Source organism: Paraliobacillus sediminis (assembly GCF_003426055.1).
The window spans coordinates 1137707-1162674 of the sequence record NZ_QJSI01000002.1; the positions used below are offsets into that span (position 1 = coordinate 1137707).

General features: G+C 36.7%; 23 protein-coding genes and 1 pseudogene. 5 read left to right on the plus strand and 19 right to left on the minus strand.

The genetic code is table 11. The annotated features are described in order from the left end of the window. Positions 1 to 101: 101 nt before the first annotated feature. The 15 genes from aspD to D2K60_RS11830 form a co-directional block, all read right to left on the minus strand. Positions 102 to 1709, minus strand: a complete 1608-nt coding sequence (gene aspD / locus D2K60_RS11760) for an aspartate 4-decarboxylase (protein ID WP_117170172.1) — start codon at positions 1707 to 1709, stop codon at positions 102 to 104. A 137-nt stretch (positions 1710 to 1846) separates the two neighbouring features. Then, positions 1847 to 2158 (minus strand): hypothetical protein, encoded by a 312-nt coding sequence (locus D2K60_RS11765; protein ID WP_117170173.1) that lies wholly within the window; start codon positions 2156 to 2158, stop codon positions 1847 to 1849. A 279-nt stretch (positions 2159 to 2437) separates the two neighbouring features. Continuing rightward, positions 2438 to 2638 (minus strand): hypothetical protein, encoded by a 201-nt coding sequence (locus tag D2K60_RS11770; RefSeq protein WP_162880771.1) that lies wholly within the window; start codon positions 2636 to 2638, stop codon positions 2438 to 2440. Positions 2639 to 2833: 195 nt separating this feature from the next. Next, positions 2834 to 3376 carry an RNA polymerase sigma factor gene (locus D2K60_RS11775; protein ID WP_117170175.1) on the minus strand — a complete coding sequence of 181 codons (543 nt, stop codon included), beginning with the start codon at positions 3374 to 3376 and terminating at the stop codon, positions 2834 to 2836. Between the two features lie 83 nt (positions 3377 to 3459). Beyond that, entirely contained in the window at positions 3460 to 4683 is a 1224-nt protein-coding gene (locus D2K60_RS11780) for a hypothetical protein (protein ID WP_117170176.1), read from the minus strand. Positions 4684 to 4695: 12 nt separating this feature from the next. Then, positions 4696 to 5529, minus strand: a complete 834-nt coding sequence (locus D2K60_RS11785; protein WP_117170177.1) for a hypothetical protein — start codon at positions 5527 to 5529, stop codon at positions 4696 to 4698. Then, the gene (locus tag D2K60_RS11790) at positions 5526 to 6215 is read right to left on the minus strand and encodes an ATP-binding cassette domain-containing protein (RefSeq protein WP_117170178.1); all 690 of its coding nucleotides are present in this window, start codon (positions 6213 to 6215) and stop codon (positions 5526 to 5528) included. Before D2K60_RS11790 ends, D2K60_RS11785 begins: the two co-directional genes overlap by 4 nt. A 2-nt stretch (positions 6216 to 6217) precedes the next feature. Continuing rightward, complete coding sequence (locus tag D2K60_RS11795) at positions 6218 to 6592, minus strand: GntR family transcriptional regulator (protein ID WP_117170179.1); 375 nt, start codon at positions 6590 to 6592, stop codon at positions 6218 to 6220. 408 nt (positions 6593 to 7000) lie between these two features. Then, complete coding sequence (locus D2K60_RS11800; protein WP_117170180.1) at positions 7001 to 9046, minus strand: ABC transporter ATP-binding protein; 2046 nt, start codon at positions 9044 to 9046, stop codon at positions 7001 to 7003. After that, on the minus strand, positions 9043 to 10788 hold the full coding sequence (locus tag D2K60_RS11805; RefSeq protein WP_117170181.1) for an ABC transporter ATP-binding protein: 1746 nt from the start codon (positions 10786 to 10788) through the stop codon (positions 9043 to 9045). The genes D2K60_RS11800 and D2K60_RS11805 overlap by 4 nt, the downstream gene beginning before the upstream one ends. 688 nt (positions 10789 to 11476) lie before the next feature. Continuing rightward, on the minus strand, positions 11477 to 11782 hold the full coding sequence (locus D2K60_RS11810; protein WP_117170182.1) for a DUF805 domain-containing protein: 306 nt from the start codon (positions 11780 to 11782) through the stop codon (positions 11477 to 11479). Between the two features lie 82 nt (positions 11783 to 11864). After that, on the minus strand, positions 11865 to 13700 hold the full coding sequence (locus D2K60_RS11815) for a glycoside hydrolase family 3 protein (RefSeq protein ID WP_117170183.1): 1836 nt from the start codon (positions 13698 to 13700) through the stop codon (positions 11865 to 11867). Between the two features lie 236 nt (positions 13701 to 13936). Then, the gene (locus D2K60_RS11820; RefSeq protein ID WP_117170184.1) at positions 13937 to 15340 is read right to left on the minus strand and encodes an NAD(P)(+) transhydrogenase (Re/Si-specific) subunit beta; all 1404 of its coding nucleotides are present in this window, start codon (positions 15338 to 15340) and stop codon (positions 13937 to 13939) included. Then, entirely contained in the window at positions 15333 to 15638 is a 306-nt protein-coding gene (locus tag D2K60_RS11825) for an NAD(P) transhydrogenase subunit alpha part 2 (RefSeq protein WP_117170185.1), read from the minus strand. The genes D2K60_RS11820 and D2K60_RS11825 overlap by 8 nt, the downstream gene beginning before the upstream one ends. After that, positions 15638 to 16768, minus strand: coding sequence for an NAD(P) transhydrogenase subunit alpha (locus D2K60_RS11830; RefSeq protein WP_117170186.1), 1131 nt, complete (start codon positions 16766 to 16768; stop codon positions 15638 to 15640). Before D2K60_RS11830 ends, D2K60_RS11825 begins: the two co-directional genes overlap by 1 nt. Before the next feature lie 259 nt (positions 16769 to 17027). Between D2K60_RS11830 and D2K60_RS11835 the strand changes: the two genes are divergently transcribed. Beyond that, positions 17028 to 18875: a BCCT family transporter gene (locus D2K60_RS11835; protein WP_117170187.1), complete on the plus strand. Its 1848-nt coding sequence runs from the start codon at positions 17028 to 17030 to the stop codon at positions 18873 to 18875. Positions 18876 to 19100: 225 nt separating this feature from the next. Here the strand turns inward: D2K60_RS11835 and D2K60_RS11840 are convergent, their stop codons facing one another. After that, positions 19101 to 19319, minus strand: coding sequence for a PIN domain-containing protein (locus tag D2K60_RS11840; RefSeq protein ID WP_240335337.1), 219 nt, complete (start codon positions 19317 to 19319; stop codon positions 19101 to 19103). A gap of 275 nt (positions 19320 to 19594) precedes the next feature. Here D2K60_RS11840 and D2K60_RS11845 point away from each other — a divergent pair, with 275 nt between their 5' ends. Both D2K60_RS11845 and D2K60_RS11850 read left to right on the plus strand, forming a co-directional pair. Next, the gene (locus D2K60_RS11845; protein WP_420818826.1) at positions 19595 to 20152 is read left to right on the plus strand and encodes a DUF3231 family protein; all 558 of its coding nucleotides are present in this window, start codon (positions 19595 to 19597) and stop codon (positions 20150 to 20152) included. A 241-nt stretch (positions 20153 to 20393) separates the two neighbouring features. Beyond that, positions 20394 to 20714, plus strand: a complete 321-nt coding sequence (locus D2K60_RS11850; protein ID WP_117170405.1) for a cupin domain-containing protein — start codon at positions 20394 to 20396, stop codon at positions 20712 to 20714. A 524-nt stretch (positions 20715 to 21238) separates the two neighbouring features. Here the strand turns inward: D2K60_RS11850 and D2K60_RS11860 are convergent. Further along, positions 21239 to 21376 (minus strand): annotated as a pseudogene (locus D2K60_RS11860) (GNAT family N-acetyltransferase); the annotation flags it as partial. Positions 21377 to 21746: 370 nt separating this feature from the next. Between D2K60_RS11860 and D2K60_RS11865 the strand changes: the two are divergent. After that, a complete protein-coding gene (locus D2K60_RS11865; RefSeq protein ID WP_117170191.1) occupies positions 21747 to 22355 on the plus strand; it encodes a TetR/AcrR family transcriptional regulator in 609 nt (202 codons plus the stop codon). Between the two features lie 115 nt (positions 22356 to 22470). Beyond that, a complete protein-coding gene (locus tag D2K60_RS11870; RefSeq protein WP_117170192.1) occupies positions 22471 to 23103 on the plus strand; it encodes an FMN-dependent NADH-azoreductase in 633 nt (210 codons plus the stop codon). A gap of 675 nt (positions 23104 to 23778) precedes the next feature. Here D2K60_RS11870 and D2K60_RS21205 read toward each other — a convergent pair. Then, entirely contained in the window at positions 23779 to 24360 is a 582-nt protein-coding gene (locus D2K60_RS21205; protein ID WP_338048371.1) for an NAD(P)/FAD-dependent oxidoreductase, read from the minus strand. A 6-nt stretch (positions 24361 to 24366) separates the two neighbouring features. Beyond that, positions 24367 to 24837, minus strand: a complete 471-nt coding sequence (locus D2K60_RS21210) for a flavin-containing monooxygenase (RefSeq protein WP_338048372.1) — start codon at positions 24835 to 24837, stop codon at positions 24367 to 24369. Positions 24838 to 24968: the final 131 nt, after the last annotated feature.

A 24968-nucleotide genomic window follows, 5' to 3' on the forward strand; every position in this document is an offset into this window, starting at 1 on the left:
GCTTATGCTATTCATGCTAAATTTACCTTATCTTTTAATTACTACAATTATAACATGGGAATTATTTGTAATACATAAAAATTCTAATTAAAATAGTGGTACTATCCTTTCCATTCCTTCACATAATCTTCTAGCACGTTTTTTAATTCTTGACCAATACGCGAATATGCTTCGTCATTTAAATTAGCTAGCGACACTCTGATCGACCATGCTGGTGCTAAAAATCCTTCGCCACCTAATAATACAATCGATGACTTTTCGGCTAAGCGATATAATATGTCTACTGGTTTGTAGTTCTCTTTCAGATACGCTGTAAACCCTTCTTGATAATGATGGTTACACCAGATTTCTAAATCGATCTTGGTATAATAGTCTGCGTCATTTGGTAAGTCTTTTTTCGGCAAACCAAGACCTTCATATAATAAATGCATTCTTCGATGTAAAATGTCATTTGTCTTTTGTTTGTATGCATTATTCGTATCAAGCACCGCAAAAATTGAAAAGATCGCCATTTGTATTTGTTGTGGTGTGGAAAGTCCAGCTGTATGATTCATCGCAACGTCCCTACTATCCGCTACCATACGATTGATAAACGTCAGGTTTTCCGGCTCTGACGTAAGCGAAGCATATCTTTTGTTCAAAATATCCCTATCTTCGTCCGGTAACGCTTTAATTAATTGATCAAACACATTCGTTTGGTTGATGGCGACAGTTCCTAACCGCCAACCTGTCACACCAAAATATTTGGAAAAAGAATATACTCCGATCGTATTGTAAGGCAAGTCCATCATTAGCGACCGAAATCCTTCTACAAAAGTCCCGTAGACATCATCGGAAATAATCATCAGATTAGGATTATCTTGTTTCACAATTTGTACAATCTGTTCGATCGATTCCTTTTTGATCGACACAGATGGTGGATTGCTCGGATTAACGAGAAAGAGTGCTTTAATGTCCTTATCTTTTAACTTTTCTAATTCTTCCTCCGGATATTGCCACGTGTGATTTCCTTCATCATCTACACCACTTGCTTCTATTGGCACAAGGTGGTAATCATTATTAGGCAGCTCGGGAATCTCTATGTACGGTGGAAAAATTGGAACCATCACCGCTATTTTTGATCCCTTAGGTAGTAAGTGATTTCGATATAACGTCTCAAAGATATAACACATTGCTGCCGTTGCGCCTTCAACAGCAAATAAATCGAATGAAGTCCCTGACGCATCTTTCCCACCCATTTCTTTCATCAAAAAGTCATGAACAACTTGTTCCGTTCTGACAAGCATTCGATCGGGATTCGGATAGTTATCTCCTATAATGCCATCGACTAATTCATAGACCCATGCATCCGCTTCAAACTGTTTTTCAGTGATTCCATAAGCAATGATTTCTTCCAGCAACGGAATACCTGGAATGTCCTGATTTTCATTCACATAGTGAGATAATCGTTCCGCAATTCCATCATGACTTGGCATACCAGCTAAATCGCCTTCATTCCAAACGCTTCTTGATTCGATAACAGCGAATTGCCCAAGTGCAAAAAACGCTTCCCGAGGTGTAGCCGCTATCCAATTCGGATTACCACGTCCCGCATCTAACATGGTTCTCGTTATTCTTTTTTTTCCAATTGCTAAATCAATGAGCTTGTCTTTCAATTCAAACGGACTTATTTTATCTAATTCTTGACTTTCCTTTTTCGGTTCATCCATAAAAGATCCTCCTAAACAAACTACTATCTAACAAGAGTATTCCACAATAGATGTGGATTATAATGGAACGTATACGTTTTTTAGATAAAGTGTGCTCAAGAGGAGTTATGGACTTTCATTTTGGCTCAATTCATCCGCTATAATTCTTCTTTTGGAACAACACGCCAACCATGTGCTTCAAGTCTCTCAATATAGACCTCTATCTCGATGTCTTCCTTTTCTAACACCAGCGGACTTAATGAAACAAGGCATTCATCAGAAGCATAGTTCAGCGTGACTTTAACTACTTCATAGCCATTATGAAATCCTGGATGGAAGCCTGGATCATCTAAGATGTCACCATTAACAGGACGAATAGTAGAATCAACAGTTTTCATTAACACTTTGCCGATATTGTTTTCATTTTTCGCTTTTATTGATGATACAAAAATCAGTAAATTTATTTTCATTGTTAACACCTTTCTATTATTAGATTAATATCACTATCTACGTTAATAAAATATAAGTAAAGGTTGTCATGCTTTATTGCCGCGCCCTTAAATAGAATAATTTGTCTATTCAGTTTTATTTAAATTTGTACTTTACGAATAAATAAAACTGTAGTATCTTAGTATTATTAATAGCGGTGTATAGCTTCGGCTTGCACTTAAGGGGACTAGATGCGTCTAGTCCTCTTTTAATTATGTCTATTAAAACAGTCCCGCTTCGTAAGATACATAACTATTAATTTATCCCTTAGTCGGGTATAAAAAAGCATGAAAAAGCCCAATTATCAAGTGCTCATCTTCTATATAATCAGAATCAAATATATGTACAACAACGCTACGTTCGGCAACATCTATATTCCAATCTGCTAACTTACCTAAAGAAGCAGGGGACGGTTCTCTGCTTCCTTTACCAATAAATATGAGAAACCACAGATCGTTCATAATCAGTGGTTTCTCACAAGTTCCAGATATTCGTACTATAAGATAATAATTATCTTCATTTATGAAACACTTGTTAGAAATCACAGAGATACTTTAGCTTAATCACCTGAACAGACCGAACTCAAAAATCACCATAGTATACTGGTTAATCACCACATCAAATGGAAGCACAGAACCGTCCCCCGCTTCCTCCCATCAATACATCTCTTTCAACATCTTCTTTGCTCTAAACAAGCGTGTTTTTACGGTTGATAGATTTATATTTAACTGTTTAGCTATTTCTTTCATTGCTAGTTGCTTAAAGTAATAGAGAACAATAACATCCTTATATTTCGAGGATAGCTGGCTTAGTTTGTTTCTAAGTTCTTCATGATCACAGTTTGTTATTGCTTCAGATTCAGGCGAACAGCTCACATCACTAATAAATACCTCTAGGTTCTCATAAAGCAAATCCCGCTTACGATAACTTTTCCTGAGAAAGTCAATGCAATGATTACTTGCAATTTTATTCATCCAAGTATGAATAGAACAATCGCCTTTAAATTTCTCACTTTTTAAATAACATTTAACAAGAATTTCATGGGTAAGATCTTCTGCTAGATAGCTATCTTTTACATAACCTAGTGCTAGTCTGTAAACCCTGTTCTTACATTCCAGATAAAGTTGATTTATTTTTTGCTCCGTCATATGCTGACCAATACTTCCTAGAAAGTAGGATTGTTTTACTATTGTTTTCATTTAAAGCCCTCTCCTCATTCTAGAAAGTTTGATTTTATTCGAATCTTATCTCGGTTAAAAAATACCCGACTTGCCTACCACTTTTATCTGATAACTAATTCATGAAAATATAATTCGTAATTCCCTATTTCTTTGGAGGAATCTTTTAAAGCTATTTGGCCTTCAAACAGTGTTTCACCAGTGTTCAAGTCCGCAACGACTACATTAGCATCAACATTCTTGTTCATCTGTGATTCCGCTGCATAAATTTTACCATTATTGACTGTGATCAATGGGTCTTGTACGTCCCCCTCATTATCACTAGATAGTGGTATATTAATTGCCTGACCTACTTGATCATCTACTAGACTATAAGGAGTGACTACCAGTTCCTGTTCTTCTACTTTTGTAAAATAAAGCGTCGAACCATCAAAGAAGCTAAGCTGATTCTCTTCTAAATTCAATTCCGGCACATCAATGGTCTCTTTTTCTTTCGTTACTAGGTTATAGGAAATAATTTCTTGGTTCCTATCTCCTTTCTTAGTAATCGTGGATTCTGTTTCTTCCATTATTTCTTCTTCCGTTTTCAAAAGAATAATATGTTCATGCGCTGTGTCAGGTTTTGTTCCAATCACTTGAAAATTAGTGAACATATTGCCTTCCGCTTGAGCAAACTGGAAAAGTTTTTCATGACTACTTATCGTTTGATTGTCTAAATCAATCGTGTAAATATGTTTTTCGTCGTAGTTATCGTCATTATTTCGGATCGAATTTTGGGTAATTAAGGTTAACTCATTACCAATTAGTTGGACACTATCCACAAACATATGGTCTAAAATTTCACCATTAGGAACCTCTATTGTGAACGCATTCGTGTTCCCATCTTTTTTGTTTAAAACAGAAACAACAAGCTTAAAATCACTTGAGCGCATCGAACCCATTTTATAACGTACATCTCCATAAGCTACATACTGATCATCCTCAGAATACAAATTAATCCAACCCTTTTTACCACGCATGAAGCCTCGATACTCTTCCTGTAATTCCTTGATCATCACATCTGGCTGTCCAATTATCTGATCTAGAAATGTATGGCTTGTATATGTAGACCCTTCTGTAGTGATATTTAAGTTATTGCTTACATAACCACTAGTATCCTCGTAATATCCCTCCAATACCAATGGCTTTATCTCAGCTGCATCACCGCTTACCGTTTTAATAACAAACGCCGGGTGTTCTTCCGCTGACAAAACAGCGTTCACATAAAACGTTCCTATGCTAAGTACAATAACAGTGACAGTGGAAATTAGTTTCCAGTATTTTTTCATTTTATTCACTCCTTACACCGTGATTTTTTTCTTCAATAAGAATCCGCTCAACCAAACAGATACTGCGATAACAACCAAAGCTATAACAATTTCAATGACAAACAATTCAATCGGATAGAAGAATCCATCTAACACTAAGTCCTGTAAAAGCAATGGTAATATAAAAACGCCTACTGCAAGCGCACCGTATACGATTCCTGCGAAGATTCCTTTCCACTTAAAACTTCTTTCCAATAAAATTGCTGTAAAAAGAACACTAACTGCCAGTATCCCTGAACCATAATATAGAAGGAATTGTGTGAGGCTCTGTGGAATAATGACGCTTAATCCAGGCGTACTTGTCACAATTTCTGTCAAACTCATATCCAAGCGAAATTCATCTGGTACCATGGCTTTATGAACCATTATTTCGATTGGTAAAATAATAAGTTGAAAGGCAACCAAACCAAGTGTCATCGTTAAAATCGTCGTAAGTTTGGCATAAAGGATATTCAATCTTGTTGTTGGTAGCATTAATAAACGGTAGATAAAGGTATTTTTTCCAACCCAATCACGGTACCAAATCATAAAGATATAGAATCCTACCCCTGCCCCACATAATGCAATTGGCCCCAAGAACCATAAACTATTCACAACATCAATAAAATCCATCTGACCAAAGTCTGCTAAAAATTGTTCTTTCGGGATCATAAATTCATAGATTTGTTCATTCGCCAGATCAAGATACTTTCTTGACTCAAAAAACACCCCAGCCATCTGTGCAACAAACGTGATTCCTAATAATACGGCAAATAATTTTACCACACGGTTAAATTCAAAGTTAACGAGCTTCAAGTAATTCTTCATCTCTGATACACCTCTCTCATCACATCAATGACAGATTTCCCTTCGTCTTCACGCGCTTCTTCCGCGTTAAATTCCTTTGTCACACAACCGTTATCGAGTAGGACAACTTTATCGATTAAATGTTCAATATCTCCTACTTCATGTGTCGTAATGATAACACCACGTCCCTCAATTAAATGACTCGTGAATACATTGGCAATTTCTTCACGACTGAACATGTCAATACCGGAAAATGGTTCGTCCATTAATACATAATCGACATCAAGTGCTAAACCGAGTAAAAGATTAACTTTTGCTGTGTTTCCTTTGGATAAGGTAGAAATTCTATCCTCTTTATCTAATCGGAAAAAGCCTAGTAATTCCGTTGCGCGTTCTTGATTCCACGATGTATAAAAGTCATTCATAAATTCCATTGTCTCTACAATCTTCATTTGCGGAAGCATCGTAAATGCATCTGGAATAAAAGTGATTTTCTCAAAGGATTTTTTATCTAGTGGTTCTCCGTCGATTAAAATCTGCCCTTTATTAATAGGTGTAAGTGCCATAATTGCATTTAAAATCGTTGTTTTTCCCACTCCATTTATTCCAATCAAACACGTGATTTCACCCTTGTTTGCTGTAAAAGAAACGTCATTTAATATTTTCTTTTTCCCATATTTCTTCTCAATCCCTTTAACTTCAATCATGCTTACGCCTCCTTATCATCCGTGTACTTAGATTTAACAAGATCAAGTAATTCATCTACCGGAACATTAATTGCTCGAACCGATGTTACAAACGTATCCACAGCTTCCACCAGCAATTCTTCTCTCACCATACCTAGTGTCTTTTTGTCTGTCGTGATTTTACTCGGAAGATTCTTTTCCGTATAAATCAATCCCTGTTCCTCCATTTCCTTATACGCTCGTTGTGCGGTATTAGGATTAATTTTCATCCGACCAGCCAACTCGCGTCTTGATGGTATTTCATCACCAGGTTCGAATTCACCAATTGCAATTTTCTCTTTAAAGTACCGAACAATTTGCAAATAGACTGGATCACGATTATTTAGCTTCACATTCATCAAAACAACTCCTATACACGCTTTTATGTAATCCATTTTCGAAGTGTGTGTATTAATTAGTTCATACACTATCTGTATGTGTATTATATGGTTAATACACATTAGATGTCAACTCCTATTTAAAATTTTATTTTTTGAGGAAGCAGGGGACGGTTCTCTGCTTCCTTCACCAATAAATATGACGAAACCACAGATTAGTCCATAATCTGTGGTTCGCATTATAATATAAAGGTGAATATTCACAAGTTCGAGATATACGTACTATAAGATAATAGTTATCTCCATTTATGAAACACTTGTTAAAAATCTCAGAGGTACTTTAGCTTAATTACTTGAACAACCCGAACTCATCATGGTATTTTGGGAATTATCAAGGTAATCACGGTAAGGTTATATATACTTCCTTTATCAATTGGAAGCACAGAACCGTCCCCTGCTTCCTTCACCTTGTTGCATTTTAAACATTTGATAATAATTTCCGTCTTCATTGATCAATTGGTCATGGGTTCCCTTTTCAATAATTTGACCATTTTCTAAGACAATTATTTGATCCGCATGTTGAATTGTTGATAGGCGATGCGCAATCACAAGCATTGTACGCCCTTCGGCTAAAATATTCATGGCTTGCTGAATCATTCCTTCTGTTTCTGTGTCAATATTGGCAGTTGCCTCGTCTAACACCAGTATTGCTGGATTAAACGCTAATGCACGTGCAAACGATAACAGTTGCCGTTGGCCAGTAGAGAACTGGCTCCCATTCTCACCAACAGGCTCATCATATTGTTTCGGCAGTTTTTCGATGAATCGATCAGCACCGACAGCTTTTAGTGCGGCAATCGCTTGTTCCCGCTTAATTGTTGGGTCATTTAGTGTGATGTTTGACAATACCGTTCCAGTAAAAATAAACGGGTCTTGTAAAACAATACCGATATGTTGCCGTACTTGTTGTCTCGTTAAGGATGCGCTATCGATACCATCTATTGCGATTACTCCTTTTTGAGGATCATAGAATCTGAATAGCAAGTTCATAATCGAACTTTTCCCCGAACCAGTGTGTCCAACAAAAGCAACTGTCTGACCAGGCAACACATGAAAAGCGACGTTTTTTAGAATATAATCATCCTTTTCATAGGCAAAGCTGACGTTATCAAACGTCACTTCTCCACTAATTCGATCGATCGCTTCGTTATCAATGACTTCAGTGTCTTCATCTAATAATTCAAAGACACGACCGGCAGAAACTCTTGCCTGCTCAAGTTGTGGCAATTGATTAACCATTTGAGTTAGTGGTTCGAATAAACGTGTTAAATAGTCAACAAAAGCATAAAGAAGACCGGTTGAAATAACGTTCTCGACACTAAAAGATCTGGAACCAAAATACCAAATGAAGCCGATAAAAGCAATGCCTCTGATTGCGTTTACTAAGTTAAAGGAAGTTAACGCAGATAGGGCAATCATTTTTTTCTGATAACGATAATGTCTGTCATTCAATTGTTCAAATTCCTCTTGTCTTTCATTCGTTCGTCGAAACGCTTGAATAATTGGCATTGTTTGAATCGATTCATTAATCGAAGCGTTTATTTCACTGTTAACGGAACGAATCACCCGATTATAATTCCCGGCATATTTTTTGTAAAACTTCATAAATAAAAGCAGTATTGGCAGTAAAATCAAACAAATCGTGGCTAGTGTTGGATTCAAAAGAAATAAGGCGATCATAATGCCTGTCATGTAGATAAAACCATTAACAAACGTCTCAAGTACTTTAACATACAATTCCCTAATTGCTTCTGTATCATTTGTTACACGCGCTAGTATTTTACCTGCAGGTTGTTTTACAAAATATTGCATCGGCAGCTCTTCAACTTTTGTAAAAACATCATTTCTCATCCGCTGAATGATTTTATTCGCATGGACTTGTAATAAGTAGGTTTTCATATATTGAAAAATAGCTGCAATCAGAAGTAACCCTAAATAAAGAACAAGTAACCAGACAATTGGATTTAGTTCTGGCTCAAAAAAACGATAAAGCTCCCGAATAGCTACTTTTTCTGCGGCTATCGTTTCCGTACTATTGTTAGAGGTAACAGCTATACTTTCATCGTTAACTACCTCAATCGAACTATTTAATGGAATCTGATCATGAATTAAATAATAGTGCCTGCCCGATTGCATAAAAGTATAGGAGTCAATCACTTGATCATCCGCCTGTAAGCGATCCGACCGTTTTAAGAAGCGATCTTTGTAAGCTATTGTGTTGGTATCGTTTTGTTCTTCCACTTGCACCCAATCCGTTTGAATACCAACAATATGGTTGTCAATAATCGTTTTGGCAATAAACGGCCCCGTAAGTTCAAGTCCTACCGCAATGATTAGACAGATTAAGGCAATACTAATCGTTTTTTTACTTGATAAAGCATAACGTAATAATCTTTTTTCCGTAGAAGGTTTCATTCGATCACCTTCCTTTCCATTTTCTGGATATCGAACTGTTCTTTGTACCAGCCATTAAGCAGCATTAACCCTTCGTGCGTCCCTCTTTCAACGACTTTTCCATCGTCTAGCACAATGATCTGATCGGCATGCTTCACTGCTGACAATCGATGGGCTGCAATAAGGGTTGTTTTCCCTATCCGTTCTTCCCGTAAATGACGAATAATGTTTGCTTCGGTCATCCCATCTACTGCGGATAATGAATCATCCAAAATCAAAATTTCAGGGTCCATTAATAATGCTCTAGCAAGTGAAACACGTTGCTTTTGACCACCTGATAATGTCACACCACTTTCCCCAACTAATGTGTCTAACCCTTCTGGAAGTGCTTCGATATCATTTTTCAACGATGCTGACGCTAAAATCCGGTTAATTTGCGTCAATGTTTTTTCACCACAACCATATACGAGATTCTCTTTAACTGTTTTTGAGAATAGCACATGCTCTTGCGGGACATAGCCAATCCAACTTCTTGTTTCATCTAAAGTAAAGCGTTCAATCGGTATCTCGTTAATCGTCAAGCTACCTTTGGGTGGTACATATTCTCTGAGTAATTGTTTGAAAAGTGTTGTTTTACCAGCACCTGTTTTTCCAACTACTCCGATGGTTTCACCCTTTCTGATCGTGAGATTGACCGCATCTAATTGGTCACCTTGTGCTCCAGGATAAGCAAAGCGAACATCTTGAAAGACGATTTTTTCAGGTTGCCTGATTGATTCAGGTTGGTCTGGATCTTGCACATCTGCTTGCTGAGACAATACGCTATCGACACGATCTAGCGAAGCATTACCACGTTGCATCACATTGATTAACTCACCAATGGCAAACATTGGCCAAATCATCATCCCTAAGTAAACGTTGAACGTGACAAGATCTCCAATTGAAATCCGGTTCTCAAAAACCATTAGCGATCCATAGCCTAAGCCGATCGTATACGAAATACCAACAAGTACTTTGATTGTCGGTTCGAAAAAGGCTTCCATTTTAGCAACCGCCTTATTTTTCTGAAAAACATCTTCCGTTATTGCAGAAAATCGTTTCGTATCATGTTTTTCTTGGACAAACGCCCGAATGACACGGACACCGCGGACTGACTCTAACGTATAATTATTAAGTTCACTAAAGGCTTCTTGTGCGTCGGTAAAACGCTGATTAATTATTTTTCCATATTTATGCACGATAATTGCCATAATCGGCATTGGGATAAGTGCAGCAAAGGTAAGCTGCCAATTGATCGTGAAACCCATCATTAAAACGATAAGCCCCATAAATACGGTCGAATCAATCAATGTTAAAACACCAAATCCCGCTGTCATCATAATTGACTTTAAATCATTGGTTGAACGTGCCATTAAGTCACCCGTTCGATTTTTGCTGTAAAATCGCGGACTCATCACCAGAAAATGGCGCATTAACTTTGAGCGCATTTTTCGTTCTAACAATAAAGCGCCACCAAATAAATTATAATCCCAAATAAACATCACACTATAACTAACAACAATTAAAGAAACATAAATCAAAATAATCTCCTTTAACCGAGCGGGTGTCAGCTCATTAAACTGAATCGCATCTATCGTCATTCCAATTAATTTTGGTGGAATAAGATCAATAAAACTTACAATAATGAGTGCCGTTATTGCAATTGTATACCTTTTCCATTGTTCTTTAAAAAACCAAGATAATTTACTAAATACAGAAAACATTGTTTAACTCTCCTTCCAAACAACATGATTAACTGCTATTAATTTAGCTAACCACTCGATAGCCTTACTAATCGAATTGAACAGACATCTTTTATCAAACATCCCATCATTCTTCCTCCTCTTGCATTCATTTTTCATGTGAATCAACATAAAAAAGCGTATACATCCATGACGTATACGCTGCAGCGCACATACTTTTCCCCTCGATCAAAAAAGTACGTACGCTATTCTCCATATTGGAAAATGACAACAAAATAGGCCACGAATATGTCGTAGCCTGTGCCATTCTATGTTTTTTCGTTAAGTTAGCATAAAAGCAAATAATCTGAAATTACGCTTTTACACAGACGTCACAATAGAAGGCCACGACAGGAAGATAATTAAATTAGTAATCTGCTGATGAATCAATTTGATTTTATCCATGTTAGGTGACCTCCTTTTCGTTTTATTTAATCCATGTAAGCATAATTATATCTCAAAAAAATGATACGTCAATAAAATTTTAAAAGAAATTATTAATATCTATTATTATTTTAGCACAATAGTTTTATAATTTTAGAAATTTAATCTGTTTCCTTATATACAATAAAGACCTACTATATAAGTATTACAATTTAGAAAACACAAAATAAAAGCCGATCCTCCAATTAAGAAGATCGGCTTTTATTTTATCAATAAGCAACAAAATTTATTCAAATTTAGGATTTGGTCCATATATATTCTCATGGTCACTATCGATCAAAGTGAATACAAATAAGATAACAGAACCAACAAGCGGTACAAAGTTAATCAGAATCCAAAAACCGCTTTTACTAATGTCGTGAAGTCTACGAACTGTAACTGCTATACCTGGTATAAAAATAAATATAGCATATAGTATCGCTAGGAGCACAAATATACCACTGACCGTTTGCAAGTGTACGCAGAGTTTAGTGGAAGAGCAACGGAAAGAATATTGGATGTTCACTTTAATTAATACAATTATTGGAATCATCCTTACAAGTTTGTATTACTTTTATATACCATTCCATTTTCATTCCACCTTCTAGAACCATAAAAAAATTCCACTAACTTTATCAAGGATTATTTACTAACCCATCACCATATTTGAATTGATGGTCTATTGATTGATACATAGTCATATTGACGGTATCACTTGCTTGTTCATTTGTTTTTGGCCACGTTACAGGTAATGTGCCTTTAAATGCTTGATCTCCAAAAAGAACATCCGTCATACCATTTCCCTCAGTTCCTGGCAACCAAGCCATCACAAATCCGCTCCAATCATTTATATACGCATCGACCAGTAAAGGCCTTCCAGAAATCATGATCGTTACAATTGGTTTTCCAGATTTGTTCGCTTGATTGATTGCATCAACATTTCCATTTAAAGATAGGGCTCCATCAACAGATAAATCTGCTGTGTCACCCTCCATTTCAGCGTACGGTTTTTCACCTATAGCCAGCACGACAATATCAGCATCAGCTGGATCCTCAACTAGTTCTCCCCCATTATTGGACAAAACTTCAGCCATAGCATCCTTTAAACTTATCCCATTATAAAGATTTGGATCTATTTCACCTTGCCAGCTACTTGTCCAGCCACCAGATTGAACACCTACATTATCACTAGCTGGACCAATCAAGTGTATTTTTGCATGCTTTTTAAGTGGCAGTATATCGTCGTTTTTTAAAAGAACCAATGATTCTGCCACAGCTTCTCTTGCTATTTTTTTGTTTTCTTCTGTCCCAATTTCACCTGGTGTCTTTTCTATTTCCGCGTTAAAAAGACCTGCCTCAAACTTTAAAACTACATTTCTTCTTACCGCTTCATTTAAACGTTCTTCTGTTATTTCACCTGATTCGACATTATCTATTATTGCTGCGTAAACATCTCTCCAATTATTAGGCTGCATTAATAAATCTACTCCTGCATTAATCGCCAAAGCTACTTGTTCCGATAAATTAGGCGCAATTGTTTGAATTGCTTCCCAATCTGAAACAACAAGACCTTCAAATTCTAGCTCTTCTCTAAGCAAATCAGTTAATAATGCTTTATCACCATGTACTTTCTTACCAGCAACACTATTATAAGATGCCATAATTGTTTTGGAACCTGCATGTATTGCAGCTTGATACGCAGGTAAGTTACCTTCTGATAATGCTTCCATACTAACGGTAACATCTCCCCGATCAATTAAATTACTACCTTCACCTGTACCAAAAGTAGTATGACCGTCCCCAATAAAATGTTTTGTTGTAGTTATAATTCCTCCATCTTGCAATCCATTAATATATGGGACTGCAAGCGTAGAAACGCTTTTTATATCTTCAGAGTAGCTCTCATATGTTCGTCCCCAGCGAATATCCTGGGCAGAAGAAACAGCTGGAGCAAAGTTCCAATCAACGCCTATAGCTCTAACCTCACGCGCTGTCGCAGCCCCAATGGCTTCCATCAGCTCAGGATTATTTGCTGCGCCTAAGCCAATATTATGTGGAAAAATTGTTGCATTCGTAACATTATTATTGCCATGCACAGCATCAATTCCATAAATAATTGGAATACCCGATGAAGATTCGCCAGCACTACTTTGCATAGCATTATACATCTTAACCCAACCCTCTGGCGTGTTATCTGTTGGTACACTTCCACCACCACTGAGGATAGAACCAATATTATAATCACTAATCTCCGAGAGCTTAATCCCAGATCTCTCTGCTTGGATTAATTGTCCAGCCTTCTCTTCTACTGTCATTTCTTTTATAGCCTTATCTATATCCTGATAACTTTCAATTATGATTTTTCCACGCTTCTTATCTGTATTTCCCTCCGACTCTTCATTAGTTAACACATTACATCCAGTAAGAATTATGAGAAATACTACTAACACACCTAAGATACGTTTATCCATGTTAATACCCCTTCCTCCTCTACCCAAATTTTATTGTAGTAAAAAACTTTTCCCACTCTAAAAAAGAACGCCTATTTTTAATTGAAACCGTTTTCAAAACTTTACTTAATTTTACCATATTTAGTGCCTTTATAGATATTTTGAATTTTTTATAACTAAAAATATCCCTCAAAGCACCGTTTGAGGGAATATTAATCTTGAACTCTATTAGTCTATCCTTTCAACTCTTGATCCCATTAGCCTTTAAATTCAGCCACCAATCCTTGAGTTGATTTCTTCGCATCACCAAACAACATCCTCGTATTGTCATTAAAGAACAGTGGGTTCTCAATCCCAGCAAAACCAGGATTTAAAGAACGTTTCATCACGATAACGGTTCTTGCTTTATCCACATTAATAACCGGCATACCATAGATGGGTGAGCTTTCGTCGGTTCTTGCTGCAGGATTGACCACATCGTTTGCACCAATAACAATAACAACATCCACCATCTCAATTGTTGGATTTACATCATCCATTTCTTTTAACTTTTCATAAGGAACATTCGCTTCTGCTAATAACACATTCATATGTCCTGGCATACGACCAGCTACTGGATGAATCGCAAAGTTAACCTCGGCACCATTTTCTTCAAGTTGTTCGGCCAACTCGCAAACGGCATGCTGTGCTTGCGCAACAGCCATCCCATAGCCTGGTACAATCAGCACACTGTTAGCGGCTTCTAAGATAATATAGGTGTCTTCAACCGAGATCGGGTTGGCTTCACCTTGGAAACCAGCGCCTGCTTTGGCTTTACCTGAGCCAAAACCACTAAAGAGCACATTGGTTAATTTACGATTCATCGCTTTACACATAATGGTCGTCAAAATGATCCCACTTGATCCGACCAATGCGCCAGCCACAATCAGTACATTATTAGAAATAACAAATCCCGCTGCACAGGCCGCCATCCCACTAAAGGAGTTTAGCAAAGACATGACCACCGGCATATCACCGCCACCAATAGGAATAACAAAAGTTATCCCTAAAATACAGGATAAGACAATGATAATGATCAGTAAGGGATAGGAATCTAGCAGCATTAGATCTCGCAGTGGCGCAAATACAACAGCACCACCAATCAATAGGATTACAATTAGAGCGTTGACAATTTTCTGACCAGAATATTGGATCGGTTTGCTTGGTATTTTTCCTGCTAGTTTACCCCATGCAATAATCGACCCTGTAAAAGTCACACCACCAATTAGAATCGTTACGATAATGATGAGCAATGAAAGCACACTGATATCCATGACATCACTTGCTACTGCATAACGATGATATTCTGACCAACCCACAAGCAAACTTGCCGCACCACCAAAGCCATTGAATAAAGCCACCATCTCAGGTATAGCTGTCATGGCCACCATACGGGCAGCTAAGGCACCCACAATGGAACCAGCAATCAGGCCAACAGCAACCCATTGCCACTGAAGCACATTGTTACTGATAAGTGCTGTTACAATGGCGATGAGCATACCAATTGCAGAAATCAAGTTACCTTTTCGTGCTTTTTTAGCATTTCCTAACATTTTTAAGCCAACGATAAAGAGAATTGCAGCTACAATATATAATAAGTTAATAATGACTTCATTAATCATGTTCATTCTCCTTTTTGGCAGTTGTAAACATAGCTAACATACGATCGGTTACCATGTAGCCTCCAACAACATTAATCGTAGCAAAGAAAATCGCCAAGGTGCCAAGAACAATCGTTGCCACTTCGCTTCCTACCACAAAAGTACCTGCAAGGCTGAGGATAGCACCAACCACCGTAATCCCAGATATCGCGTTAGAACCAGACATGAGTGGCGTGTGTAACTGTGACGGGACTTTTGATATTAATTCAAAACCTAAAAACGAAGCTAAAATCAACACAAATACAAGCATTGTACCCATTAGTTACCTCCATAAATACTTTTTAGTCGTTCATTAATTACCTGTCCATCCTTGACCACAAGACACCCATTCATGATTTCATCCGATTGATTTAGTTCTATTGTCTTGGTCTCTTTATTATAAAAATGGGTCATTAAATTGCTTAAGTTACTGGCGTACATGGCAGACGCATCAAAGGCCACTTCACCAGGGAGGTTGTCAATGCCAATCACGTTAATCCCTTCAATAGTAACGGTCTCATCCACCACAGTACCTTCAACATTACCACCAGAACCAGCAGCCAAATCAATAACAACCGAACCATCTCGCATTTGCTTCAATATTTCTTTTGTGACAATCACAGGCGCTTTTCTAGCAAACAGCTTAGCTGTGGTAATAACTAGATCGGCATTGGCACAACTTTTTACCATCGCTTGTTGTTGCATTTTTAATTGTGCTTCGGTTAATGCATTGGCATAGCCATCCTTATTTTGTCCCGTTTCACCTAAATCCACTTTAACAAACTTAGCTCCAAGCGAGACGACTTGTTCTTCCACAACCGATCTTGTATCAAAAGCTTCCACCCTTGCACCCAATCGTTTCGCCGTTGCAATAGCCTGTAAACCAGCAACCCCTGCCCCAATAACAAATACTTTTGCTGGGGCTATCGTACCAGCAGGTGTCATCATCATAGGAAAGATACGATCTAGCTTTTGCGCACCTAAAATGACAGCCACATAGCCTGCTAAGGATGCTTGGGAACTAAGTGCATCCATTTTTTGAGCCAACGTGGTCCGCGGAATCATTTCCATACTAATTGCATTTATCCCTTGTTTCATTAACCCACGAACCACTTCAGTCTGGTTATATGGATCTAAAAAACTAATGCTGATCGATCCTTTTTTCATTTTCCCGATATCTTCTAGTGATGGTGCATTCACCCATACAAATACATCACCTGTAGACAGCAACGATTCTCTAGAGTCCACAAAACTGGCACCAGCTTTTTGATATGCTTCATCAGAAATCATCGTCGTTAGATTCCTTTCAACTGCAACTTCAATCCCCTCTAGTTGAAGCAATTTTTTGATCGAATCAGGAACCATCGCAACCCGTGATTCATCATTTTCCTTAAGTGCAACTATTCTCATATACACGATTCCTTTCACTCGTTTATTTTGTTACTGCGCTAAATACCTATAAGTTATACGATTGATACCAGGCTTTTCCTACAAAAAATACTATTTAATTGTATAATTAATATATGGTGCCACATCCCGGTTTATGTTGACATAAAAAAAGGAAGCAGGGGACGGTTCTTCTCAAATCGATTATTGTTCTATCATTGTGTTAAGAGTCTTGTACGAGTATAATCTAAAAGGGTTCAAATCTAATAAAAGGTATGATTATATGGATAAACAACAAAAGAGAGAAATTGCATCCCAACAGGCTTTAGCAAAAAAGTTAAAAAAGGCTGAAATTGAGGCAAGAAAAAAAGCAATTAAAAACAGAAAACCGTTTAAAGGATTACAGATTAGACCGACAGTATCGCTTTTTGATGAAGAAGGCAAAGAGGAAGCGGGTGAAAATAACTGGAAAAGATTTGGAATTGATATCCATCCACATGTCACGATTTATTCATCGATTATTTTGATTCTCTTCATTTCTTTAACCTTACTATTCCCCAGTACTGCAGCGGAATTATTCGATAATATTTTAATTAGCGTTACTAAAAATACTGGTTGGTTCATGATCTTAGCTGCTAATATATTTATTGTTGCCGCGCTATATTTTGCTTTCGGACGATATGGAAAGATCGTCTTAGGTGGAAAGGTCGCAAAACCGGAATTCTCAAAATTCTCTTGGTATGCCATGCTCCTTAGTGCTGGTATGGGAATTGGGCTATTATTTTGGAGTGTTGCAGAACCGATCACACATTTCGGGACACCTTCTCCCATGTTTGGTGGTATTGAGCCGAATTCAGCTGCTGCTGCACAGGCAGCTATGGCGAATACCTTCTTCCATTGGGGCATCCATCCTTGGGCAATTTATGCCATCGTTGGTTTAGGACTAGCGTTCTTTTCCTATAACAGAGGGCTTCCCTTGACGATCCGGTCATTATTTTATCCACTTATCGGAAACAAGATTTACGGAATATGGGGGAATATGATTGATATCCTTTCCGTATTAGCGACCCTTATGGGACTTGCTACCTCACTAGGACTTGGTGTTTCACAAGTGAATGCTGGATTAAATCATCTGTTTGATATTAATATTAGCGTCACTGTTCAAGTTATCCTGATTGTTATCATCACTGGTTTAGCAACGGTATCCGTTTTAATGGGGCTTGATGGTGGTGTTAAAAAACTTAGTGAAATTAACATGATTTTAGCAGGAATCTTCCTGGTATTTGTTCTCATTGCCGGACCTACTGTCTTTATTTTAAGTGGATTCACACAAAATATTGGTTACTATATGTCAAACCTCCTTGAAATGAGCTTATGGACGGAGACCTTTAGAGCTACCAATTGGCAAGGTGGTTGGACTGTTTTCTATTGGGCTTGGTGGATTTCATGGTCACCATTTGTCGGTATGTTTATCGCAAGGATTTCCAAAGGGAGAACGGTAAGGGAATTTATTGTTGGTGTTATCTTTATCCCTACTTCTATTTCGTTTCTTTGGATGTCAGTATTTGGCGGAACAGCTATTTTCCAAGAAATGAATGGTATTGGCTCAATATCAACATTTGTTCAACAAAATGAGGCTTTAGCACTCTTTGCCCTGCTAGATAATTTACCATTAGCTAGTATTCTTTCCGTGATTGGCATTATCCTTGTTACGGTGTTTTTCGTTACTTCTTCCGATTCAGGTTCTCTAGTTGTTGATAACCTGACTTCAGGTGGGAAACTAAATTCACCAGTACCACAACGTGTATTCTGGGCTGTTATGGAAGGTGTTATAGCTGCCACACTACTTGTTGGTGGTGGACTCACAGCGTTACAAACTGCTTCGATCATTACAGGGCTACCGTTTACCATTATTCTTATCTTAATGATTTACTCACTAAACATGGGGCTCAAACAGGAGTATGAATTAGAAACATCGGTTGACGTGGCACTACAACAAGTCACCGATGACCATGCCATCAGTGAAGTAATTACTTCAACAGTCCATGATGATGCACTGCTTGATATTGTAACAGAAGTAAAAAAAGAAGAAACAACAACAACAACAACAGACGATGAGAAGAAAGAATAGTTATTTTTATAACAACAGACCACAGCGATTGCTGTGGTCTGTTGTTTGATTATACAAAGCTAATCCCTAAAATGAAAAAGCAAGGATTTCTATTCTCTAAAAAAGAAGAGCCCTTACTATTCCATTATTTTATAATTCAATAGCTATAATATACATTAATGTGCCCCTCATTGGAAAGCTACTATTTTCGATGTACTTAGAAAATCTTCAGTTGTATTATTCCCATTAAATCTCCAATCGCACTACTTGTTCATACAGTGTCTTTCCAATTCGATAATCATTCGCTATGAGAAGTTCAATGTACGGTTTAACCATTTCTATCTTCTTTTTTGCTTTGGCTAATCTTAGGATTCCTAGTGTCCCCATAGGTGTAAGAAAGAAGTTCTTCGCCATATTTCTTGCAGCTATCTCATCAATTAAAACAAAATCTATCTCTAGTGCCATATTTTTCAACAACAGTTGCACCGAAATTTACCACTTGCTGTCACCGTTCACCGTGTTTACCAATAGAAAAAAGGCAACGCAGTTGAAGTGAAAAAGCCTAATCCTCCTTTTCTCTACTGAGGAATTAGACTTTGGACTTCTACGATCGCCAATTTTGAATATCTTTCTATTGAACAGTATGCTTGTACTGTGAAATAAAATCATCTTTCTAAAAATAACAGGAAGTATAAAAATACCATCTTTTGTTAACTATATTAATAACTACAACGAAAGAGGTGTTGTTATTGCCGGACAAGATAGAAGCATTATTCGATTACCTAATAACAAGATTTGACACTGAACCTAGATCAAGACTCCACATTGGTGAAGCAATGGGATGCTGGCTTTACTTCACTGCGTTAGCAGAGGAAGTTCCCATACTTGAATCTGCATTAAATACAACTACTGATAATGTACTTATTGAACTTATAAAAGATGGAATAAAACTTGGTACACATCAAAAAAAAATCTTGGAAAACTTTATGATTAAAGAAGGCATTGCTTTATCTGATACCTCTGGGCATAAGCCAAATTCAGATCCTAATAGTGTTCCACTTGGTGTAAAGGCAACTGATATGGAGATTGCTAATCTGATTTCTGCTAAAGTAGCAACAAACATTATAATGTGTTCTAATAACATTAGTCAGAGTATCCGAAGTGATATAGGACTAATGTGGATTAGATTTCATTCTGAAAAAGCAATTTTAGGGATGGATGTTAAAACTAAAATGAGAGAACATGGTTGGATTAAAGTTCCGCCATATTACTATCCACCAGGGGCACCAAGTAATTAATTGGTGTTCTTTTTTGAACCTTTGTCTTCTATTTCCTGTTACGCAGTATCGGTCTACTAAGAAAAAGAGACAATTACTTAATAAACGTAATCTTTACAGTAGCCTTGAACTGTTCAATAAGCTGTTTAATTGATCTCCTGTTAAAAGTTGATTTTTGTCTATTTATATTGTTTAAATGATACAATTTACATAGCTACAAAAATTCTTGTATTTGAAAGGAGAAATATACTTGGAAAGCTTATTGCAAAAAATAAATTTATTAGATTTAGTGACTGATATAACTGAATATAAGAATTTTGTCGTGTCTGAAGTAAATGATCATGTTTTAAGAATTGCTGTGATTGATGGAGAGTTTCATTGGCATGAACATGACACAGACGAATTATTTATGGTACTCGAAGGAGAACTCATAATTGACTTAGAAAATGATAAAACATTTAAATTACTACCTGGCGAAATTTTCAATGTACCAGCACATACGCAACATAGAACACGATCTAATGGTAGAACTGTAAATCTCTGTTTTGAGAAAAAGGATAACGATATAAATGGATCTTCTTAAGTACCAATTTCATGGTGCTTTTTTAATGCGCAGTTTATGTCAAATAGACAGTAACTTATTGAATCAAATACTTTTTATGCTGCTCTCGTTTTCGCTCATGAGTAATCTTTGCATATCTAAGTGTCGTATCTGGTGAAATATGTCCTAAGAGTTCTTGAATTGCAACTAATTCAGCACCATTATTTAATGGTTAAAGTAGCAAAAGTGTGTTCTAAAACATGGGGACTTACTTTGTCTTGTAAACCTGCATTTTGAGCAATTATATCTATTTCTCTTTGTATTCCTCGTTTAGACAATCTTCTAAAAGGTTTTCTCTCTGTAACCATCAAGGCTTCACAATTATCATCAGGCTAACCCACTTCTTTGAACCTCTATCATTCAAGATTTATTCCCTCCTATTAATTTACTTCGTCCTCTAGTGACTCCGCCATTCATATAACGGGACGCTCTTAGAATAGCGTTGTGACCATATTTATCTCTTATATCATCCATGACGTATCCAATATCATTTTCCTTCGAAAATCCTAAGAAGTATAAAATTTATCAGCCTGTTCCGTATCTGTATGAAGTACCAAAATTTTATAATACCTTTTTGCATCGTCAATTATATTTTTTACCAAAAGGCTTCCAATACCGTTTCTCCTATACTCTTCTACAAGGAAACTGCAGAATTTAAAAAAGGTAAGACAAAACAAAAAGAGTTAGATAAAGCTAAACCGGAAGCTAAGAAGTTTTCATAGACAGATTTGGTGTTTGAATGGGGGATTTTTTTGTTGCCTTTTTTTCAAAAAAGGCAACATGTTGATCTTGGTGAATGAAATTCAACCTTTGTGAATAGCCAGAAAAAACGTCTTATAACGGACGCTTTTTTCTTATTTTTGACATTATACAGCACCAAGCTAGAATCTAAATATATAGACCTTAATTTGTTTCAAAAATAGATTAAGGTATTTCATTATTGACATGAGGTTTAGTTATGCACTATAATAAATTTGTGTTAGTGGCCACTAACGTCTTACTAGGAGTGATGGAATGGTAAAGCCTCAGAAGGACCATAATAGGTGTACAAGTGAGAGGATTTTATATGCTGCTATAGATCTTATTGCCGATAAAGGCTATAAATCTGTGACGACGAAGGAAATTGCCGCGGTCTCGCAAGTCAGTGAAATGACTGTCTTCCGTCACTTTGGGAACAAGCGCTCTATATTGGAGAAGGCAATCGAAAAATACTCTTCAATAAATATCGAGCACGTCTTTTCTAATCTCTTGCAATGGGAATTGCAGCATGACTTGCTGCTGATTAGTCAGACCTACATGTCCGGAATGATCAGAAATGATAAAGTCTTTTTGATCCTAATTAAAGAAGGCACTTCATTGTATGAGCTCGATCACGAGATAACCAAGCATCCAGTGCAGCTGCAAAAATCACTTTCACACTATTTTAGGCAAATGGAGCAAAAGGGAAAAGTGATTTCAGGTGATTCGGATGTGCAAGCAAGTGCTTTTATGCGGATGAATTTGGGCACTTACGCCACGCACTTAATTCATAGGCGTCATGAAAAAACAGTCATTGATGAGCAGCAGATGGAACAGCTTCTGCTAGTCAATACACAGATTTTTGCTAGGGGTTTAACACCCTAGTTTTTTAAAAAACAAAATGTTAGTTATTGCTAACTAACATTTTAAAGTTAAAAGCAAGATGTTAGTTAGTAATAACTAATAAAATAAAACTAAAATTAGAAAAGAGGTTTTTATTTTGGCTAAGTTATTGTATATTACTGCAAATCCAAAAGACGTTTCCGATTCGAACAGCTTAATGGTTGGAGAAGAATTTTTAGCTGCTTATGCAGCCCAGAATCCGGGTGATGAGATCGAGAAGCTTGATTTATTCGCAGCGGACCTTCAAGAAATCGATGCGGACATTTTAAGTGCATGGGGTAAATTTGGTCCAGGTACCGGTGATAGTGATACTGCTGTTGAAAGGGGAAAAGTGCAGAAAATGGGCGCTACTTTAGAGCAATTTTTAGCGGCTGATAAATACGTTTTCGTAACTCCAATGTGGAATTATAGCTTGCCTCCTCGTGTGAAAACATATATTGATTCACTCTTTATTCCAAACAAGACATTTAAATACACGGAAACCGGTCCAGTGGGTATGCTTGAAGGTAAGAAAGCAGTACATGTACACTCAACAGGCGATGTATATTCACAAGGTCCATCAGCTTCAATGAACTTTGGCGACCCGTATTTGAAAGCAGTATTGGGCTATCTCGGTGTTAAAGATTATTCAGCTGTACTGATTGAAGGCACGAAAATATTCCCAACTGAAGCAGAAGCTATTAGAGAAAAAGCGGTTGCACAAGCTCGCGGAGTTGCTAAATCGTTCTAAGTAAAAATCGATGACAACGAAATAGAAAATGATAATGACATTCGGATTATGTCTACTAGGGGTGCATGCAGCTTCCAAACTTGAATTAGAGCAGTAGATGTATTAAAGTGCACTCAAAATACTTTCCGAATCTAACACAATATAAATATTGTTAGATTCACAAAAACAGGGTCGCTGTTATAATTCAATACAATTCAATAGGGTAATTGAAAACTTCGAAATGAAATGATAAACTTATTGCATATCAACTTACTTTAACTTTTAATACTGAACCCATGTGGGATCGGTGATGACTAATGGAAAGCCTTTGGACCGATTGAGACACAGTTCTTTTTTTACTGTGATTAAAAATCGGGCCAGAGGCTCTTTTTGCGTTCGATTCATGGCGAGTTATCAAAGTTCGCAAGATGGAGTATCATACGAAAATCAAGAAGGATATTCCCAACAAGGAGTTATTTTGCACCCTTTTTTATTACTATTTTGCACTAAACGTAAATATAAAAAGGTTCGATTTCCCAACATTTAAATTGGGAAATTAGACCTTTTTTATTATTTCACAAACGTGCCTGATTGCTGAAGATAGAATCGATAGGAGTTAGGTACTTAAAGGAAAGGTTACTTGTTCAACTAATGCACCCGTTAGTTTAAGTGAAATGTTTCATAATAGGTTTCATATTATTTATTTTTAGAGACATTTGAAATAATTGTTGAAACAAGATATTTTGAATCCAGACTAACTCCACATATTAAGCCTGATCCTCGCTGATATTGCCAAGGTATACCTATAAAATATAGGCCATTAATATTCGTTATTCCCCTGTTGTGTATCGGTTTTCCATCATTAGAAATAACACCCTTTATATTAATCCAATCATAATAAGGAACGAAACCAGTAGCCCAGATAATACTTGTGTATTTATTCCAACTTTTATCTATAAAATGAACTTCAGTATTAACGACATGCGTAACTTTAGGTTTTACATCAACTTTTTTATTTCTAATAAGACTTTTTAGTTCTTTTCCGAAAATAGGGTCATTCTGTTTTCGAAACCATTTACCTTTTAACGTATCTGTTCCTGCATACAACAGACCAAATATTTCTAACCAACTAAAAATACTTCTTCCAAGAAACTTTAAAGGTAGGAATTTGAATTTGTGCCCAACTGCTATAGTAACATTATTATCCTTTGCTAATTCAACGGCAATTTGTGCACCTGAATTACCACCACCTACAACTAATATATCAGTCCCTTTCACTTCCTCTTATGAGTGATATTCAAAAGAGTGAAGCTGAAAAATACTCGTCTCCTTTTTTATTACATTTGGTATAAAAGGTTTCTCAAATGCCCCAGTTGCTACTACCACTTGTTTTGCATTAATCTGTCCACTGTTAGTTTCTAAGAAGAATGAACCATTGGACTGTTTATGTAATTTAACTACGTTAGTATTAAACATTATTGGAAGATCAAATTGTTTTACATAGTTATCTAAATAAGCAGCAATATCACCCTTTGTTGGAAACTCTTTTGATAAACCTTCCATCTTCATTCCAGGTAAACTACTATATCTACGTGTAGTAAATAAGATCAAAGAATCATACCTTTTTCTCCAAGAATCGCCAACTTGTTCACTTTTATCTAATATAACAAATGGTATATTTTCCTTCCTTAGATAATACCCCATCGCTAAACCTGCTTGACCTCCACCGATAATCACAACATCATAAGTTAACATCGCTTTAATTCACTCCCCTCAAAACGAGAATATATTCAAAATTCATTTGAATATAATTATAAATGATAAAAAATATAGAATTCCTCTGAATTGATTTGCTCTAATCTAACTATCACTTTCTTATCTCTCCC

What these genes read in the sequence shown, in the direction of transcription:
- aspD (WP_117170172.1), bottom strand. Translation starts at nt 1,709, where the DNA reads ATGGATGAACCGAAAAAGGAAAGTCAAGAATTAGATAAAATAAGTCCG.
- D2K60_RS11765 (WP_117170173.1), bottom strand. Translation starts at nt 2,158, where the DNA reads ATGAAAATAAATTTACTGATTTTTGTATCATCAATAAAAGCGAAAAAT.
- D2K60_RS11770 (WP_162880771.1), bottom strand. Translation starts at nt 2,638, where the DNA reads ATGAACGATCTGTGGTTTCTCATATTTATTGGTAAAGGAAGCAGAGAA.
- D2K60_RS11775 (WP_117170175.1), bottom strand. Translation starts at nt 3,376, where the DNA reads ATGAAAACAATAGTAAAACAATCCTACTTTCTAGGAAGTATTGGTCAG.
- D2K60_RS11780 (WP_117170176.1), bottom strand. Translation starts at nt 4,683, where the DNA reads ATGAAAAAATACTGGAAACTAATTTCCACTGTCACTGTTATTGTACTT.
- D2K60_RS11785 (WP_117170177.1), bottom strand. Translation starts at nt 5,529, where the DNA reads ATGAAGAATTACTTGAAGCTCGTTAACTTTGAATTTAACCGTGTGGTA.
- D2K60_RS11790 (WP_117170178.1), bottom strand. Translation starts at nt 6,215, where the DNA reads ATGATTGAAGTTAAAGGGATTGAGAAGAAATATGGGAAAAAGAAAATA.
- D2K60_RS11795 (WP_117170179.1), bottom strand. Translation starts at nt 6,592, where the DNA reads ATGAATGTGAAGCTAAATAATCGTGATCCAGTCTATTTGCAAATTGTT.
- D2K60_RS11800 (WP_117170180.1), bottom strand. Translation starts at nt 9,046, where the DNA reads ATGAAACCTTCTACGGAAAAAAGATTATTACGTTATGCTTTATCAAGT.
- D2K60_RS11805 (WP_117170181.1), bottom strand. Translation starts at nt 10,788, where the DNA reads ATGTTTTCTGTATTTAGTAAATTATCTTGGTTTTTTAAAGAACAATGG.
- D2K60_RS11810 (WP_117170182.1), bottom strand. Translation starts at nt 11,782, where the DNA reads ATGATTCCAATAATTGTATTAATTAAAGTGAACATCCAATATTCTTTC.
- D2K60_RS11815 (WP_117170183.1), bottom strand. Translation starts at nt 13,700, where the DNA reads ATGGATAAACGTATCTTAGGTGTGTTAGTAGTATTTCTCATAATTCTT.
- D2K60_RS11820 (WP_117170184.1), bottom strand. Translation starts at nt 15,340, where the DNA reads ATGATTAATGAAGTCATTATTAACTTATTATATATTGTAGCTGCAATT.
- D2K60_RS11825 (WP_117170185.1), bottom strand. Translation starts at nt 15,638, where the DNA reads ATGGGTACAATGCTTGTATTTGTGTTGATTTTAGCTTCGTTTTTAGGT.
- D2K60_RS11830 (WP_117170186.1), bottom strand. Translation starts at nt 16,768, where the DNA reads ATGAGAATAGTTGCACTTAAGGAAAATGATGAATCACGGGTTGCGATG.
- D2K60_RS11835 (WP_117170187.1), top strand. Translation starts at nt 17,028, where the DNA reads ATGGATAAACAACAAAAGAGAGAAATTGCATCCCAACAGGCTTTAGCA.
- D2K60_RS11840 (WP_240335337.1), bottom strand. Translation starts at nt 19,319, where the DNA reads ATGGCACTAGAGATAGATTTTGTTTTAATTGATGAGATAGCTGCAAGA.
- D2K60_RS11865 (WP_117170191.1), top strand. Translation starts at nt 21,747, where the DNA reads ATGGTAAAGCCTCAGAAGGACCATAATAGGTGTACAAGTGAGAGGATT.
- D2K60_RS21210 (WP_338048372.1), bottom strand. Translation starts at nt 24,837, where the DNA reads ATGTTAACTTATGATGTTGTGATTATCGGTGGAGGTCAAGCAGGTTTA.